The sequence below is a fragment of the Prochlorococcus sp. G4PB17 genome, from assembly GCF_059772445.1.
In genome coordinates this window covers 1,714,063-1,727,834 of sequence record NZ_CM186288.1, presented here as the reverse complement: position 1 = coordinate 1,727,834, position 13,772 = coordinate 1,714,063, and the positions used below count along the sequence as shown (strand labels likewise).

General features: G+C 33.4%; 16 protein-coding genes. 6 read left to right on the top strand and 10 right to left on the bottom strand.

From position 1 onward, the window contains the following. Positions 1-36 precede the first annotated feature (36 nt). On the bottom strand, positions 37-1,341 hold the full coding sequence (locus AC6EJB_RS09805) for a HEAT repeat domain-containing protein (protein WP_498491270.1): 1,305 nt from the start codon (positions 1,339-1,341) through the stop codon (positions 37-39). Positions 1,342-1,505: 164 nt separating this feature from the next. On the opposite strand from AC6EJB_RS09805, the gene AC6EJB_RS09800 reads away from it, so the two are divergent. After that, complete coding sequence (locus AC6EJB_RS09800) at positions 1,506-2,369, top strand: HEAT repeat domain-containing protein (RefSeq protein ID WP_498491268.1); 864 nt, start codon at positions 1,506-1,508, stop codon at positions 2,367-2,369. Between the two features lie 25 nt (positions 2,370-2,394). On the opposite strand, the gene AC6EJB_RS09795 is transcribed toward AC6EJB_RS09800, so the two are convergent. The 3 genes from AC6EJB_RS09795 to cpeB all read right to left on the bottom strand — a co-directional run bounded on the left by AC6EJB_RS09795 (position 2,395) and on the right by cpeB (position 4,135). Further along, positions 2,395-2,991, bottom strand: a complete 597-nt coding sequence (locus tag AC6EJB_RS09795) for a glycosyltransferase (RefSeq protein WP_498491266.1) — start codon at positions 2,989-2,991, stop codon at positions 2,395-2,397. Between the two features lie 62 nt (positions 2,992-3,053). Further along, a complete protein-coding gene (cpeA, locus tag AC6EJB_RS09790; protein WP_498491264.1) occupies positions 3,054-3,521 on the bottom strand; it encodes a C-phycoerythrin subunit alpha in 468 nt (155 codons plus the stop codon). 65 nt (positions 3,522-3,586) lie between these two features. Beyond that, the gene (cpeB, locus tag AC6EJB_RS09785; RefSeq protein WP_498491262.1) at positions 3,587-4,135 is read right to left on the bottom strand and encodes a phycoerythrin subunit beta; all 549 of its coding nucleotides are present in this window, start codon (positions 4,133-4,135) and stop codon (positions 3,587-3,589) included. Positions 4,136-4,361: 226 nt separating this feature from the next. Here cpeB and AC6EJB_RS09780 point away from each other — a divergent pair, with 226 nt between their 5' ends. From AC6EJB_RS09780 to AC6EJB_RS09770, 3 genes are all read left to right on the top strand, one after another. Then, positions 4,362-4,586 (top strand): DUF8630 family protein, encoded by a 225-nt coding sequence (locus tag AC6EJB_RS09780; RefSeq protein WP_498491261.1) that lies wholly within the window; start codon positions 4,362-4,364, stop codon positions 4,584-4,586. An 86-nt stretch (positions 4,587-4,672) separates the two neighbouring features. Further along, the gene (locus AC6EJB_RS09775; protein ID WP_498491260.1) at positions 4,673-7,087 is read left to right on the top strand and encodes a UvrD-helicase domain-containing protein; all 2,415 of its coding nucleotides are present in this window, start codon (positions 4,673-4,675) and stop codon (positions 7,085-7,087) included. A gap of 47 nt (positions 7,088-7,134) precedes the next feature. Next, entirely contained in the window at positions 7,135-8,391 is a 1,257-nt protein-coding gene (locus AC6EJB_RS09770; RefSeq protein ID WP_498491259.1) for a CCA tRNA nucleotidyltransferase, read from the top strand. 19 nt (positions 8,392-8,410) lie between these two features. Here the strand turns inward: AC6EJB_RS09770 and selD are convergent, their stop codons facing one another. After that, positions 8,411-10,588, bottom strand: a complete 2,178-nt coding sequence (gene selD, locus AC6EJB_RS09765; protein ID WP_498491257.1) for a selenide, water dikinase SelD — start codon at positions 10,586-10,588, stop codon at positions 8,411-8,413. Between selD and mtnP the strand changes: the two genes are divergently transcribed. Beyond that, positions 10,574-11,527, top strand: a complete 954-nt coding sequence (mtnP, locus tag AC6EJB_RS09760) for an S-methyl-5'-thioadenosine phosphorylase (RefSeq protein ID WP_498493036.1) — start codon at positions 10,574-10,576, stop codon at positions 11,525-11,527. The two genes, selD and mtnP, sit on opposite strands and share 15 nt — an antisense overlap. Before the next feature lie 53 nt (positions 11,528-11,580). On the opposite strand, the gene AC6EJB_RS09755 is transcribed toward mtnP, so the two are convergent. The 3 genes from AC6EJB_RS09755 to psbE are packed head-to-tail and all read right to left on the bottom strand — an operon-like array spanning position 11,581 to position 12,187. Beyond that, on the bottom strand, positions 11,581-11,778 hold the full coding sequence (locus tag AC6EJB_RS09755) for a photosystem II reaction center protein J (RefSeq protein WP_269609601.1): 198 nt from the start codon (positions 11,776-11,778) through the stop codon (positions 11,581-11,583). A gap of 11 nt (positions 11,779-11,789) precedes the next feature. Continuing rightward, the gene (psbL, locus tag AC6EJB_RS09750) at positions 11,790-11,909 is read right to left on the bottom strand and encodes a photosystem II reaction center protein PsbL (RefSeq protein WP_011294297.1); all 120 of its coding nucleotides are present in this window, start codon (positions 11,907-11,909) and stop codon (positions 11,790-11,792) included. A 29-nt stretch (positions 11,910-11,938) separates the two neighbouring features. Next, the gene (gene psbE / locus AC6EJB_RS09745; protein WP_011294296.1) at positions 11,939-12,187 is read right to left on the bottom strand and encodes a cytochrome b559 subunit alpha; all 249 of its coding nucleotides are present in this window, start codon (positions 12,185-12,187) and stop codon (positions 11,939-11,941) included. Between psbE and AC6EJB_RS09740 the strand changes: the two genes are divergently transcribed. Further along, on the top strand, positions 12,144-12,317 hold the full coding sequence (locus AC6EJB_RS09740) for a hypothetical protein (protein WP_498493063.1): 174 nt from the start codon (positions 12,144-12,146) through the stop codon (positions 12,315-12,317). The genes psbE and AC6EJB_RS09740 overlap by 44 nt on opposite strands. On the opposite strand, the gene AC6EJB_RS09735 is transcribed toward AC6EJB_RS09740, so the two are convergent. Then, positions 12,297-13,313, bottom strand: coding sequence for a photosynthesis system II assembly factor Ycf48 (locus AC6EJB_RS09735; protein ID WP_498491254.1), 1,017 nt, complete (start codon positions 13,311-13,313; stop codon positions 12,297-12,299). The genes AC6EJB_RS09740 and AC6EJB_RS09735 overlap by 21 nt on opposite strands. Continuing rightward, positions 13,310-13,735 (bottom strand): rubredoxin, encoded by a 426-nt coding sequence (locus AC6EJB_RS09730; protein WP_498491253.1) that lies wholly within the window; start codon positions 13,733-13,735, stop codon positions 13,310-13,312. The genes AC6EJB_RS09735 and AC6EJB_RS09730 overlap by 4 nt, the downstream gene beginning before the upstream one ends. Positions 13,736-13,772: the final 37 nt, after the last annotated feature.

Here is a 13,772-nt window from a genome sequence, read left to right as displayed (position 1 = left end):
TAAAACATCTATTAATCATTACTCAAGATAAATTGACTAAGAACAAATCTCTTTTGCCTTTAATCTAACGAATCTATGACTATCATTCAAAAATAATTTAGCGAGATTTTTTTTTATATGAATTTGCTTATTTTGTAATATAAGCAAGGCTGTATACCTGTTTTTCCAATAAGGTGTATGCATATTATTGGAAAGCTTATTTATATTATTGTAGAATTTTGTTTCATTCAAACAACCCAATATTTGTATTGCCGAAGATTTAAATTTCATATAGTCAGGCCAATTATCGGATAAAAGAAAATCTACTTTATCTAAAATAAATTTATCATATAATTGCTGATCTAATAGCAATTTATATACAGCAATAAAGAAGTATATTGCTCCGTAATCTAATTTGGCTCTATCCCAATTATTATTTAGATAATATAAAACCTTATCTGAAGGGAATTTTAATAATTCTTTAATCGAATGATAACATCTATTAAAGTCTGTATGAAAAAGTTGATCAACAAAAAAGCTCAAGTCGTTATTAAAATTTTTAACTTCTAAAGTATCTATCTTAATTGGATCATCAACAATGACTGAATCTATACAGTTAAAGAGATTTATATTTTTCCAGAATACTACTTCATTAGTCCAAAGACATTCTATTGCCTGTAATTTAAATGTTGGAGAAATTGGCGCCTTAATTAGAACAGGTAACATAGATAAATGACCAGCATTAATAATATCCTGCACCGCACAATGTCTATCATTTTGATTAGATAGCCTCAAGAAATCCTTCAAGTGAATAAGTTTATCTTCTTCACCGGCAAGTTTTATTAATGCCGCAAAAGATGCACCTTTAATTCCATTGGATGATTGCTTATCTATTGATAAAGATCTAATCTTATCTATTTCTTTAATAACTCCTAAATTAGTTAATGTTTGAATTACTACTCTTTTATTATTAAATTGATTATATAATTTTGAAGAAATCTTATTAATGATATCAACATCACTACATTTAAGTTTTCCTAAAGACCAAATAGCGACCTCGACAAGGTACTCATCATCAGTTTGTAGAAAATTTGCAATAGTTGGTATAGCTTTTTTACAATCAAAAATTGCAAGAACCTCTATTGCTTTTCTTTTTGCAATTTTATATTCAAGTTTTTCACAATTATATTTTATAAATTCAAGGAGTACTATTTCTGATTCTTCGCAGGGGAAGGCGGCTAAGTGGAATACAGCTTTATAATAATCGGCTAAAAGCTTAACTTCAGAAATTGGTTTTCTAAGAATATTGATAGCATCTCTTTTATTGATTTTAGGTAGATTATTAAATGGATTGGATTTCACTTTGAATATAATGAAATTTAATAACAGATAAGCCTAAAGCATTATATTCAGCATAATTTTTTTGCTGAATATAAAAGGATATTATTTATGAAAATACATGTAATAAGATTTTAGCGAATCCTTTCATTTAGATCATATAATAAGCATTCCAGTGGATAATAAAAGTGGATGATCATTCGAAAAGTAAACTTACAACCCAAGAAAAAAAAGATAAAGCCAAATTTGCCAAACACAACATAAGGAGCAAGCGAAAATCAAGTCAAAATGAGATAAAGTTATTAATCAAAGGTCTTGGAGATGACAATGGTTTAGTTAGAAGAAGTCATACAGAAGCATTAGCCCAAATAGGCAAAGCAGCTTTCCCTGAGTTGATTAATGTTCTCCTTAATAGTAAAAACGTAATACAGAGGAGAGCAGCAGCTAAGACTTTAAAGCTACTTGAAGATCAAGAAGCATTACCTTACTTAATAAAAGCACTTACCAATGATTCGGATTCTGTAGTTCAATTCTCCGCGGCTGGTGCAATTGCAATTTTTGGGGAGGCGGCTGTGCAGCATCTAATCATTGTCTTAGAGAATCCACAATATACAGAAATGCAATATGGTCTTGCAGCCTGGTGTTTAGAATTCATTGGAGCCAAAGCCCCAAATGCAATAAAAAAGGCAGCTAAATCAAAAAATACCAACGTTAAATCAGCTGCAATTTCAGCACTTGAAGAACACATTAGACAGTCAAAAGATCAAGAAGCAATTCAATTAGTAGAAAGTGCTTTTAATGATACTGATGAAAATATTCAGATTGAAGCTATTAAATTAATTGGTAAATTGTATAGAATAGAATCTTTAATTCCTGCCTTAATATTAAAATTAAAAAATAATTGTCCAGATATTCGCAAAGCTTCTGCATTGTCATTGATGCAACTTAATATTAAAGAATCTATAGCCCCTCTTAAAGAGCTCCTTAAGCTGGAGCAGGATAAAAATGTTAGGGCAATAATTAAATTAGCTATAAAAAAAATCGATACCTAAAAGACTTAAAAAATCATCTACAATATTAATTAACTTTATCTCTTAAAATATCTTCTTTTATCATTGGATCAATAGATTTATCATTTAATAATTCGTTAAATAATTCATCAACAGTTTGATCTTTCATTTCTAAAAGAGCGCTAATAGAAGCTTTCGCCCTTAATAAGTCTTTATCTCTACAAGTTTTCATCAAAATATTTCTACCAGTTTCACCCAATTGTCTCAAAAGAGAAATAACCGTCAATATTATTTCCGGGGAGGAATCTTTAAGTGCTAAACCAACTACTAACATCTCGTCCTGATCCAATTTTTTTAAATTAAAATTAACTACAACTTTTATCATGGTTTTAAGACAGCTAACTTTAACAGTTTTATTTCTAGTCTCCATATACAATGGAACAACTGATTTTAAGGTTTTTTCGCCAAGCATACCCAAAGCTAATATTGATTTTCTTCTTATAAATAAATCTTCTTCCTTGAGATTAGCTAAAAGATTATCCATAAATTTAACTTCAAACTCTTTTCTTAGAATCAAAAATGCTTGAGAATTAATATTTGGATTTGGATGTAAAAAATCTTTATAAAGTGCAAAATATTTATTTAAATCTAAAGAATTACTCATTATGATCTCAAATCATTAGTTAAAACTCCTTGAAAATATTTTATAATTAATTTAATTTATTGTTATGCAAGTGCGTTTATTAAATAATCCAATAATCCTTTGAATTCCGTTTCGGCTTGCTGACTCATAACATCATTTATTTTAATTTCATCTCGAATAAAAATAAATGCTTCTATATATGCAGCTGTTGGCAGAAGCTGGATACGAATAATTTCTCTCATACCTGATATTCCCCATTCATCTAAAGGACCAGTGCCGCCAGTTACTAAGCAATAATTAATAAGACGCAAGTAATGATGAATATCTCTCACGCACTTGTCTTTATTAGCCTGCTCATATGAGCTATTCTGATATACAGCATCAACGGCAAGATTAGTAAATTTATCAAGACAAGAAGCAAGTTTTTCTGCAGCCTCTAGACGAGCTTTTGCCCTATCAAAAGAACCTTTCACAGACTCAAAATCGCTCATACTAGGAAATCTTCCAGCTGCATCAGCTGCACTAACAACGGTTGTAACTGCTGATTTCATAGTGACTTAATAAGAGTTGGTTTAAATGCTTTAGAGGAGGAATTAAAATTAAAGTTGAATATTCATCAACTCAATGCCTCTATAACAAGGTCAAAATAAGATGCAGCCTCCGCCGCTATATCTTGACATTGTGCTCCTGATCCAGAATTGATTCCCTTAAACATTTTTCTTCCAGTATTTGTCTCAGTCATAATTGCAACTGTGGCAATTTTCATTATTTCAACTGCCCGAATAGCATTAGAAGTTGGGACTCCAAGAGCTAAATAAGTTTCTTTTAAACCATTGAGACATCTATCTTCAAGTACAGAAGGATCCCCAGCAAGAAGTGCATAGCTTACATATCTCAAAATAATTTCTCCATCCCTTAAACAAGCTGCCATTCGGCGTGTTGGATAACAATGCCCACCTGGTTGAGTAAGTCCAGTATTTTCACAAACTATTCCTGCTACTGCATCTGCAGCTATGCAAGAAACATTTTGAGTTATTGCAAGGGTTGCATCAATTCTTTTATTTGCATCTGCTACATACTTTCTTAAATCTGCAAGATCCTTACTCCCAATTGCTGCACCTTTGGCGTCAGCACTTACAACTGTTCTTGAGAACGCATCAAGCATCTTTTAACTACCTAGCTCTATTAGTAAAAAGTTAAATAAGTAATGATTTCCTAGTCATTACTTATTTAACTTAAGACTTACAGTCAAATTTCACTGAAAGAGACCTAAGAACGCAATGCTTCTTAACTGTAAAAAAGAATTTTTAGTAACCTCATTCATAGAGTTATCTCAAAAAGCTTATAAGCAACAGGGATATGACTAATTTGAGCTATTGTTGAGACAAAAAATGCAAAGTCCTACAGAGGAAGAGTTAGAAGAATCAATCAAGGAACTAACCGAGTACAAAAATCGTTTAGAAAAAGAAGTGGTAACTATGTCAAATAAGCTAAAAATGCCTCAAAAAAAAATAAACTCAATTATTAACTCGCATTCAGAGCTTAATCAAATAAAGATAATACTTTCTAAGTTAAATAAACAAAAAGAAAATTTGACTTCTCGCTTATTATCATAACTTTTTTATCTGCTTAAATTATATAAAATGATCTCTGTTTATATACCTAAAACTAAATTTAAATTAATGTATTCTCAGTCTGTAAAATGAAAAAATCAAACAATATATTTTTAGATGGATTAAACCAAGCTCAGTCTCAAGCAGTTGATCATTTTGACGGTCCATTATTAGTTATAGCAGGAGCAGGTAGTGGAAAAACTAGAGCACTTACTCATCGTATTGCGCATTTAATTATTGAATATAAAGTTGATCCAAGCTCGATTCTTGCAGTCACTTTTACAAATAAAGCTGCAAGAGAAATGAAAGATAGACTTGAATTACTTTTAGCAAAAAGATTAGCAAGTATAAGTTATGGCAAGCCCTGGTCTACCTTGCAAGTAGCAGAACAAAGGCAAATTCGTAATCGTATATATCGTGAAATCAGCCGTGAATTATGGATAGGAACTTTTCACGCTTTATTTGCAAGATTATTACGCTTTGATATTGACAAGTTCAAAGATCCTGAAGGATTGACATGGACTAAGCAGTTTTCAATATACGACGAAACAGATGCACAAAGTTTAATCAAAGAAATAGTTACACAAGACCTACAATTAGATCCTAAAAGATTTGAGCCCAAAAAAGTACGTTGGGCAATAAGTAATGCCAAAAATCAATGTTTACTTCCTGATGATTTAGCAAAGAGTCAAGAGGGGCAGAGAGGCAAATTAGTTGCTGAAACTTATAGACTTTACAGGAAAGCTTTAGCTGCTAATAATGCATTAGATTTTGATGATCTTCTATTAATACCTGTTCAATTACTACAACAAAATGAAAACATTAGAACTTATTGGCACAATCGTTTCAAACATGTTTTAGTCGATGAATACCAAGATACTAATTGGACACAATACGAATTAATTAAGCAATTGGTTACCAATGGCATAGATCCATCTTCTTTTAACGATTGGAATAACCGATCAGTTTTTGTTGTTGGCGATGCAGATCAAAGTATTTACAGCTTCAGGGCTGCTGACTTTAGGATACTAATGGGATTTCAGGAGGACTTTGGGAAGGAAAGTCAAGACAAAAAAAATTATTCAACTCTCGTAAAACTTGAAGAAAATTATCGGTCTACCTCTACCATCCTCGAAGCAGCAAATTCACTAATTTCCAACAATAAAGAAAGAATAGATAAAGTTCTTAGAGCAACTAGAGGAGAAGGGGAACCTATTAAATTAACAAGGTGTGACGATGAAATAGCAGAAGCAGAAGCAGTTATTCATAGGCTAAGAATTTTAGATGCTTCGAATCCAGAATTAAATTGGGGAGATATGGCTATTCTTTATAGAACTAATGCTCAATCAAGAGCAATCGAAGACTCATTGGTCAGATGGAGTATTCCATACATTGTGGTTGGAGGACTGCGTTTTTATGACAGAAGAGAAATTAAAGATCTACTAGCTTATTTAAGACTTTTAATTAACCCATCTGACAGTGTCAGCCTTTTAAGAGTTTTAAACGTTCCTAAAAGAGGGATTGGTAAAACAACAGTTCAAAAATTGAGTGATGCTGCAAGTCAATTGCAAATTCCTCTTTGGGAAGTTGTAAATGACCCCGAAGCTGTTAGATCTCTCGCTGGAAGATCTGCCAAAGGTCTTTTGACTTTTAGTGAGCTTATCAATGAATTACAAAGTCATCTTCTTTCTTCGAGCCCTGCTGAGTTAGTTCAATTAGTTTTAGAAAAAAGTGGCTACTTAAGTGAATTAATTTCAACTGGAACAGATGAAGCAGAAGAAAGAAGGCGTAATCTTCAAGAATTAGTTAATGCTGCGTTGCAGTATCAGGAAGAAAGTGAAGAGGCAAATTTAGAAGGTTTTTTATCAACTGCTGCTTTATCAAGCGATGCAGATAATAAAGACACTGCTTCAAATCGAGTCACTTTAATGACTCTTCACAGCAGTAAAGGTTTAGAATTTCCTGTAATTTGTCTTGTGGGAATGGAGCAAGGCTTATTTCCAAGCTATAGATCACTTGATGATCCATCTTCACTTGAGGAGGAAAGGCGACTTTGTTACGTAGGTCTTACTAGAGCAAAAGAAAAACTATTTCTCTTTCATGCCTCTGAGAGAAGAATGTGGGGAGGCATGAGAGAACCAGCTATCGCATCTACATTTCTCTCAGAAATCCCAGAAGAGCTAGTTAAAGGGGATATTCCTTTATCTAGTGGAGCGACACTGAGAAGAGAACGAAATTTAGATAGATTAACTAGAGTTGATCGCCAAAGCAATAAGAAGTCTTTTATTAGTGGAGCTGAAAATGGAGTAAGAAAAACATATTCGGGTCCTTCACCAGGGAAAACATGGTCAGTTGACGACAGAGTTGAACATTCCTCATTTGGAGAAGGGAGAGTCACACATGTTTTTGGTTCAGGAGAAAAAATCTCACTTGCTATAAAGTTCTCAGGAATGGGACCTAAAATATTGGACCCAAGACTAGCTCCATTGAGATTAATAGATTAGTAAAATTTAAAATAAAAAAATGTTAATTCATTAAAATCATATATCTCATGGAATTATTTGATAAATCAAAAATTGAAAAAGAGATAAGAGAATTACCTAATGGAATTCTAACAATTTTATTAGATGCGGCAGTCTCAGTTAATATAAATTCTATTGCAATAGTTGGAGGAGTTGTTAGAGACTTAATAACAAAATCTAAAAATCAAGATTTTGAAATTATCTTTAATGATCTAGATTTAATTATTGAAGGTGAGACATCAACCTATGTAAAAGAATTACAAAAAATTCTTGGATCAGAAAGAGTAAAAGTCATTCGCGATAACAAAACTTATAAAACCTCAGAAATAACAATTAATGGAATAAAAATTGATATTGCAGCTGCACGAGAAGAAAAATACCCAATCCCTGGGGAAAATCCAATAGTCCAGTCATCAAAGATCAATAATGATCTAATCAGAAGAGACTTTAATATAAATGCAATGGCAATTGATCTAAAAGATAATAAAATAATAGACTTATTTTCAGGATTAGATGCTATTAAAAATATGGAAATGGACTTTTTGCATGAATCAAGCGTTCTAGATGACCCCACTAGAATTATTAGAGGTTCTCGCTATTCTGCAAAGTTAGATTTTGTTCTATCAAATCAAGCCTTAAGTCAAATAAAAAATACAATCGAACTTTGGCCATGGAAGTGGCATATTGGAGATAATACTGATTTAGCCCCTTCAGCATTATCTATAAGATTAAAAATGGAACTCGAATTACTTTTAAAAAGTAAATATTGGAAGAATGCATTAAAAAATCTACAAACTTGGGGAGGCCTAAAAATAGTAGATTCGAAATTGCAGAATGATCAAAGACTCATCGAAAAAATATTCATTGCAAAGAAGTCAAATATTGAATCTCTTACAGCATTAGTCTATGAATCTAAAAACCCTATATATCAAGCAAAAAGATTACACTTAAATCAACAACAAATAGAAATAATCGAAGGGTCTTTAAAATTAAATAAATATTTAGAAGATATAAAAGCTAAAAATTCATATAAAAATTGGCCCCCATCGAAGTGGACTACAATCCTTGAAGAAATAAATGCTAATGAATCTTCTGTCATACTTGAAATATGTAGAGATAACCCTCTAAAAAAATATTTGAAATCTTGGCTATACAACTGGAAGTCTATAGAATCTCCAATAAAAGGAGATGATTTAATAGCCCAAGGTTGGTCACCTGGGCCAGAAATAGGGATAGAAATAAAACGACAAAGAATGAAATTAATTGATGAAAAAGTTATTTTATAAATAAGTTAATCAGAATTTATCAAGAAACAAAACCAATTTCAGTCCATGGGCCCTCCTGTATAAGTTTCTCTGAATAAATAGATGAACAACTAACAACCAAAGGTCCACAAGTTTGGGGGTCTACTAAAATTTTTAGCATTGTATTATAAAACGATTTATTAGAAAGAAAATCATTATATATTAGCTCAAATCTTAAATTTTTATCGCCATCAATATTTTGTAAAAAAATTTCATTAGAAGGAGCCAAAGTACTTTGGAAGCCTTGATTTACAAGGTCAATAACACCATCATAGACTGGTATATTATCTAACTGAAGAGTAATTTTTAGGGGAGCTAAATTCATCTTCAATTGATCGCTATTTGTAGAGTCCAACATTTCAGACAAATGGCCTAGCAAACCAAAGCCAGTTATATCAGTACATGCATTCACAATTTTTGAATAAGAGTTTCCATTTGTTAATTGATTAATATAATTAACAACATTATGCTGACTTTTATTCATTTCTTTTAAAACAGCATCAAGTATATGAGGTTTTACCTGACCATTGATAAACGCAGAAAAAATAATTCCAGTTCCTAAAGAACGACTAATGAGGATCTTATCTCCTTTTTTCATTCCTCGCTTAGACCAAAAATATTTTTTATCATCAATAGTTCCATTTACAGTTAATGAGCTTTCAATCGCCAGAGAGAATGGTTCTTCAGATATTTTTCTTGATTCTAATGTATGCCCACCTATAAGTTTTGCGCCTTGAATAACTAAAGCAGCATTAATACCCTCCAATACTTGAAATAATAATTCTTGCTGTAAATCATTGGACACGGATGGTAAGTTCACAACTGACTGTGCAGAGATTACAGATCCTCCGCATGCCCAAATATCAGAACAAGAATGAAAAGCTAAAAGCCTCCCATTTAGCCATGGGTCACTCACTAAAGATGGGAATCCATCGACACTTTGTATTAAAGTCTTACTAGAATTTAATAGTCCTATATCAATAGAATCATCTGATGAAGATTCTATTAAATCTAATTTTTTCAAAGCTGAACTTAATGGTGTAAAACCTACTTTTGCTGCACATCCTCTACATTTAATCATCTCTTTTTCAGAAAACATATCTGAATCTTTATCTTTATTTAGGTCAAATTTAGAGATGAATTTTTTATCAATTGATTCTTTTAATCTTGATAAAAAATTATAAGGGCCAATCATAAGTTCACCCCAAGAAATAAAAGCTTTAGATTCTTTTTTTATAGAATTAATATCTAAAAGCTGTATGGCTTTTCTTTGAGGTGTCCATTCCTCCAGTTTTAAACCTTTACTCATACTCTCTAAATTCTTTGCAAGTGGTTTTGCCGAACGAACTGCCCATACTCCAGAAGCAGGGCGGTTATGATCATTAATAACTCCACAATCTCCAACAGCAAATAACTCAGGATAATTAAGAACTTGAAGAGTTTTTTTTGTTAGAACTCTACCCTCCTCATCTAAAGGTAAACCACTATCTTTTATCCAATCAAATGATTCATTACCAGTACATATTAATTTTGGATATGAAATAGATGGATTTTTTTGTATAATCTCAATGTTCAAATCCTTTAAATTTATAAGTAGATTTTTATTAATTTTCACGCCTGATTTAATTTTTAATAGAATAGATCTTTTAGGCCATCTTTTTCTTAAAGAAAAAGCTATTTCTATTCCAGCGAATCCACAACCAATAATGACAAATGGTTTTGCAGAAGAATCATCTTTGTATATATCTTGATAGACAATAAATTTATATGATTCGGAGAAAGGTTTAATTGGAACAGCTAAGTTATTATCCCCTGGAATTAAAGGTTTAGAATTTAAGTTAGTTTTTGTTCCTATGTTTAAAGATAGTGAAGAATATTCAATTTCTGGACGTCCAGCTAAAAGTAATTTTTTTTTCTTAGGCACAATCCCATTAATTTCTGCCATCACAAATGAAACGCCTGCTTTTGAGGCAAGGCCTCTCAAATCAATTAGTATTTCATCAATCTTGTATTTACCTGCTAATACACCTGGAAACATCCCAGAGTAAATAGTAGTACTGGATGTATTAACTAAAGTAATCATTCCAGCAGGCTTCAATTTTGGATACATTGCCCATCGAAGCAACACAAGGGCATGAGTATGACCACCACCAGCAAGAACGAGATGATCACTGAGCATGATTTTTTGAATATTTCTGGAACACAATCAGATGCCTATGATTTCGAAAAAGCTAGATTAGGAATTATTGGCGGAAGTGGACTATATAAGATAGAAAATCTTAAAGACATAGTCGAATTAAACTTAGACACTCCATATGGAAAACCCTCTAATAAGTTACTAATAGGCAATCTATTTGGAATAGAGATTGTTTTTCTAGCTCGCCATGGAGAGAAACATACTTTAAATCCAAGCGAAATTCCATATAAAGCCAATATCTGGGCTTTGCGCTACCTAAATGTTAGATGGTTAATATCTGCATCAGCGGTGGGGTCGTTAAAAGAAAGTATCAAGCCTTGCGACATCGTTATCCCTGATCAATTTATTGATCGAACTCATCAAAGGCCATTGACTTTTTTCAACAATGGAGTTGTAGCTCACATAAGCATGGCAAATCCTTTTTGCGAAATTCTTTCTCAAATACTTTCGCAAGAAGTAGAAAAACTATTAACCAAAGGGAAAAAAATGCATATTGGAGGAACATATCTTGCTATGGAAGGACCAGCATTTTCAACAAAAGCAGAATCAAACTTATATCGAGATTGGGGATGTTCAATCATAGGCATGACAAACCATACGGAAGCTCGATTGGCAAAAGAAGCCGAAATTGCTTATTCAAGCCTATCCATGGTTACTGATTATGATTGCTGGAATCAAAATTGCGAAGATGTATCTGTCGAGATGGTCATTGAGAATCTTCAGGAAAATGCAAATTTTGCAAAATCAATAATCTCTTCTGCCGCTAAAAGAATCTCATCATTAAGACCTTCAAGCTCTTTCCATAATGCATTAAAAAATGCGCTAGTTACTCCAAAAGAGCATGTACCAAATAAAACCAAAGCCAAGATCAAAATATTTACAGACAAATATTGGCTTCAAAAAAAAGCCAGCCGACAATAAATGTCAGTTGGCTTTAAAGTTATTTCAAATAAATAGTATTTTTCTAGTTAAAACTAACCAGCGTTACCAATACCAGTGTATGAACCGTAAAAGAAAATACCAAGAACAAAAATAACAGCTGTTCCACCTGCAGTTGCAACTAGCCATAAAGGAAGTGCTCCCTCTGTCCACCGTCTTTGCCAGGAGACTGCAGGCATACCATTTGGCAGACGATCTCCTGCTCGTCCATCAGGTCCTTTTAATTTGCTCATGATAAAGAGATTTAGTTAAAGAAGTAACTGGAAAAAAGAATTCCCATTACAAAAACAAGTAAGAGTCCAAGATAAAGACTTGTTCGGTTTAATTCAACCGGGACTTTATTTGGATTTGGATTGACTTGCATGGATAAAAAAGCAATCAGATGAAATTTGGTTATTTCAGACGCGTGTCAAGTTCAGCCTTGGAATCAAAGCGCTGAACAACAACAGGAGCTTTGCTTTCTCCAGCCTGAAAATACGTATCTGGTCTAGGAGTTCCAAAAGCGTCGTAGGCAAGCCCAGAAGACACAAATAGAAATCCTGCAACGAAGATCGCAGGGAGTGCCACAGCATGGATAATCCAATAGCGGACACTAGTAATGATCTCAAAAAACGGGCGTTCCCCGGTAGAGCCGGCAGCCATAGCCTCACTTAATCAGCTCAGTGATCTTATCAAGCAAGAATCAAAAGAATGGATCTCTGTTGCAAGCTGGTTACACAGAGTCATGGAAATAATCATATTTTTTTCTATTTCAACCCTGCCACCTCAATAAATTCCCCCTTTCTCCAAAAACGAATCCCTTGGCGCTGACACTATTTGAATCGTCCACAAATAGAATTCTGATGAAATTTGTAGGCACTGAATCACCAATAGGGTCTTGCTCCCAAGATTTTCCATCATCATTGCTAACTAATAAAGTTCCATTGCCTCCAGCGGCCCAAATCGATTCATTTGGGTCCCAAACAAGATCTTGATAGTTATAACCATTGACAATTGGAATTATGGGCTTGGACCAGGAGTCAATGTTATCGGGATCAGCGTTAAATCTGATTTCAGCTCCTCTTGAAAGCATCCATAAGTCCCCATTTGGCTGTTCACCAACACTTTGGACTCTTTTGCTACTTGCCCGTTGATGAGGACTCCAAGTCTCCTGATCAGGTTTTAGAACTGAAAAAAAGTTTCCAAGACTACTAACACTAATGTAACCACCATTATTTGTTCGCCTTAACTCTCTTATACCTCCAGAGCCAGAAGTATCCACAACTAGTGCTTCCCAATTTGTACCGCCATCCATAGTTTTATAAATTGCACCAGCAGTAGTTGCTAATTCAGCAGAATCAGGCTCAATTGTGGTTATCAAATATGGATCTCCGGGCAACTTATTTCCTAAATCGAGACGAGTCCAATTTTTTCCACCATCAGTTGTATGAAGAATTAAACCCGGTTGCCCTGCAATCCAACCTTCTTGATCCTTGAAATCAATGCTTATCAAACGAAAGTTCCCTTCGCTTGGAATATCTAAATTCCTTTCTTTCCATGTAATGCCTCCATCATTTGTCTCCAGTATCAACCTATCTGTTCCCACAAGAAAACCATTTTTGTCATCTACAAAGTCAATATCCAAGGGATTTGCATCAGTGTCGAGGATGACAGGTGTCCAAGGACTTGATGTTCCCATGTCAGCATTGCTAACAGTACATCCGCTTAGAGCAACTCCAACTATTAAGACAAGAGTCAAATTGATGACATTAGAAAACAGACGTTTCATTTCAAAGAATAAAGAGAGAGAAAACAGGCAGCGGCTAAAGCCAGACTTCCAAAAATCAGTACATTTTTCTGGCCTGAGGGAAGTTTATTAAATCCAAAGCCATAAGTTAGGTTTTCTTCAAATCCACTAGGCTTTGATTTAGGTCCAATATCCTTGTATCCACTAAATCCTACTCGACAGACTGGACATCTAAACTTATCTTTGTCTATGTCTAGGAAAGCAGTTCCTGATTTAATATTGAGCTTTTTTATACCCTCTTCAGGATCGTAAATAAAGCCACAACTCATGCATTCGAATCTATTTAATTTTGCATCAAGTTCCTTAGTTGAATTTTTTGGTTCAAATGAAATAACTTGATTTTGTTTTTCATCAGAATTCCAATCTTCCATAGGGTTGGATTTTGTTTTGCTGTTTTCACTCACAGTTTTCACTCTCACATATAACAACTCTATGGCACTA

What these genes read in the sequence shown, in the direction of transcription:
- AC6EJB_RS09795 (WP_498491266.1), bottom strand. Translation starts at nt 2,991, where the DNA reads ATGAGTAATTCTTTAGATTTAAATAAATATTTTGCACTTTATAAAGAT.
- cpeA (WP_498491264.1), bottom strand. Translation starts at nt 3,521, where the DNA reads ATGAAATCAGCAGTTACAACCGTTGTTAGTGCAGCTGATGCAGCTGGA.
- cpeB (WP_498491262.1), bottom strand. Translation starts at nt 4,135, where the DNA reads ATGCTTGATGCGTTCTCAAGAACAGTTGTAAGTGCTGACGCCAAAGGT.
- AC6EJB_RS09780 (WP_498491261.1), top strand. Translation starts at nt 4,362, where the DNA reads ATGCAAAGTCCTACAGAGGAAGAGTTAGAAGAATCAATCAAGGAACTA.
- AC6EJB_RS09775 (WP_498491260.1), top strand. Translation starts at nt 4,673, where the DNA reads ATGAAAAAATCAAACAATATATTTTTAGATGGATTAAACCAAGCTCAG.
- AC6EJB_RS09770 (WP_498491259.1), top strand. Translation starts at nt 7,135, where the DNA reads ATGGAATTATTTGATAAATCAAAAATTGAAAAAGAGATAAGAGAATTA.
- mtnP (WP_498493036.1), top strand. Translation starts at nt 10,574, where the DNA reads ATGATCACTGAGCATGATTTTTTGAATATTTCTGGAACACAATCAGAT.
- selD (WP_498491257.1), bottom strand. Translation starts at nt 10,588, where the DNA reads ATGCTCAGTGATCATCTCGTTCTTGCTGGTGGTGGTCATACTCATGCC.
- AC6EJB_RS09755 (WP_269609601.1), bottom strand. Translation starts at nt 11,778, where the DNA reads ATGAGCAAATTAAAAGGACCTGATGGACGAGCAGGAGATCGTCTGCCA.
- psbL (WP_011294297.1), bottom strand. Translation starts at nt 11,909, where the DNA reads ATGCAAGTCAATCCAAATCCAAATAAAGTCCCGGTTGAATTAAACCGA.
- AC6EJB_RS09740 (WP_498493063.1), top strand. Translation starts at nt 12,144, where the DNA reads ATGATCTCAAAAAACGGGCGTTCCCCGGTAGAGCCGGCAGCCATAGCC.
- psbE (WP_011294296.1), bottom strand. Translation starts at nt 12,187, where the DNA reads ATGGCTGCCGGCTCTACCGGGGAACGCCCGTTTTTTGAGATCATTACT.
- AC6EJB_RS09735 (WP_498491254.1), bottom strand. Translation starts at nt 13,313, where the DNA reads ATGAAACGTCTGTTTTCTAATGTCATCAATTTGACTCTTGTCTTAATA.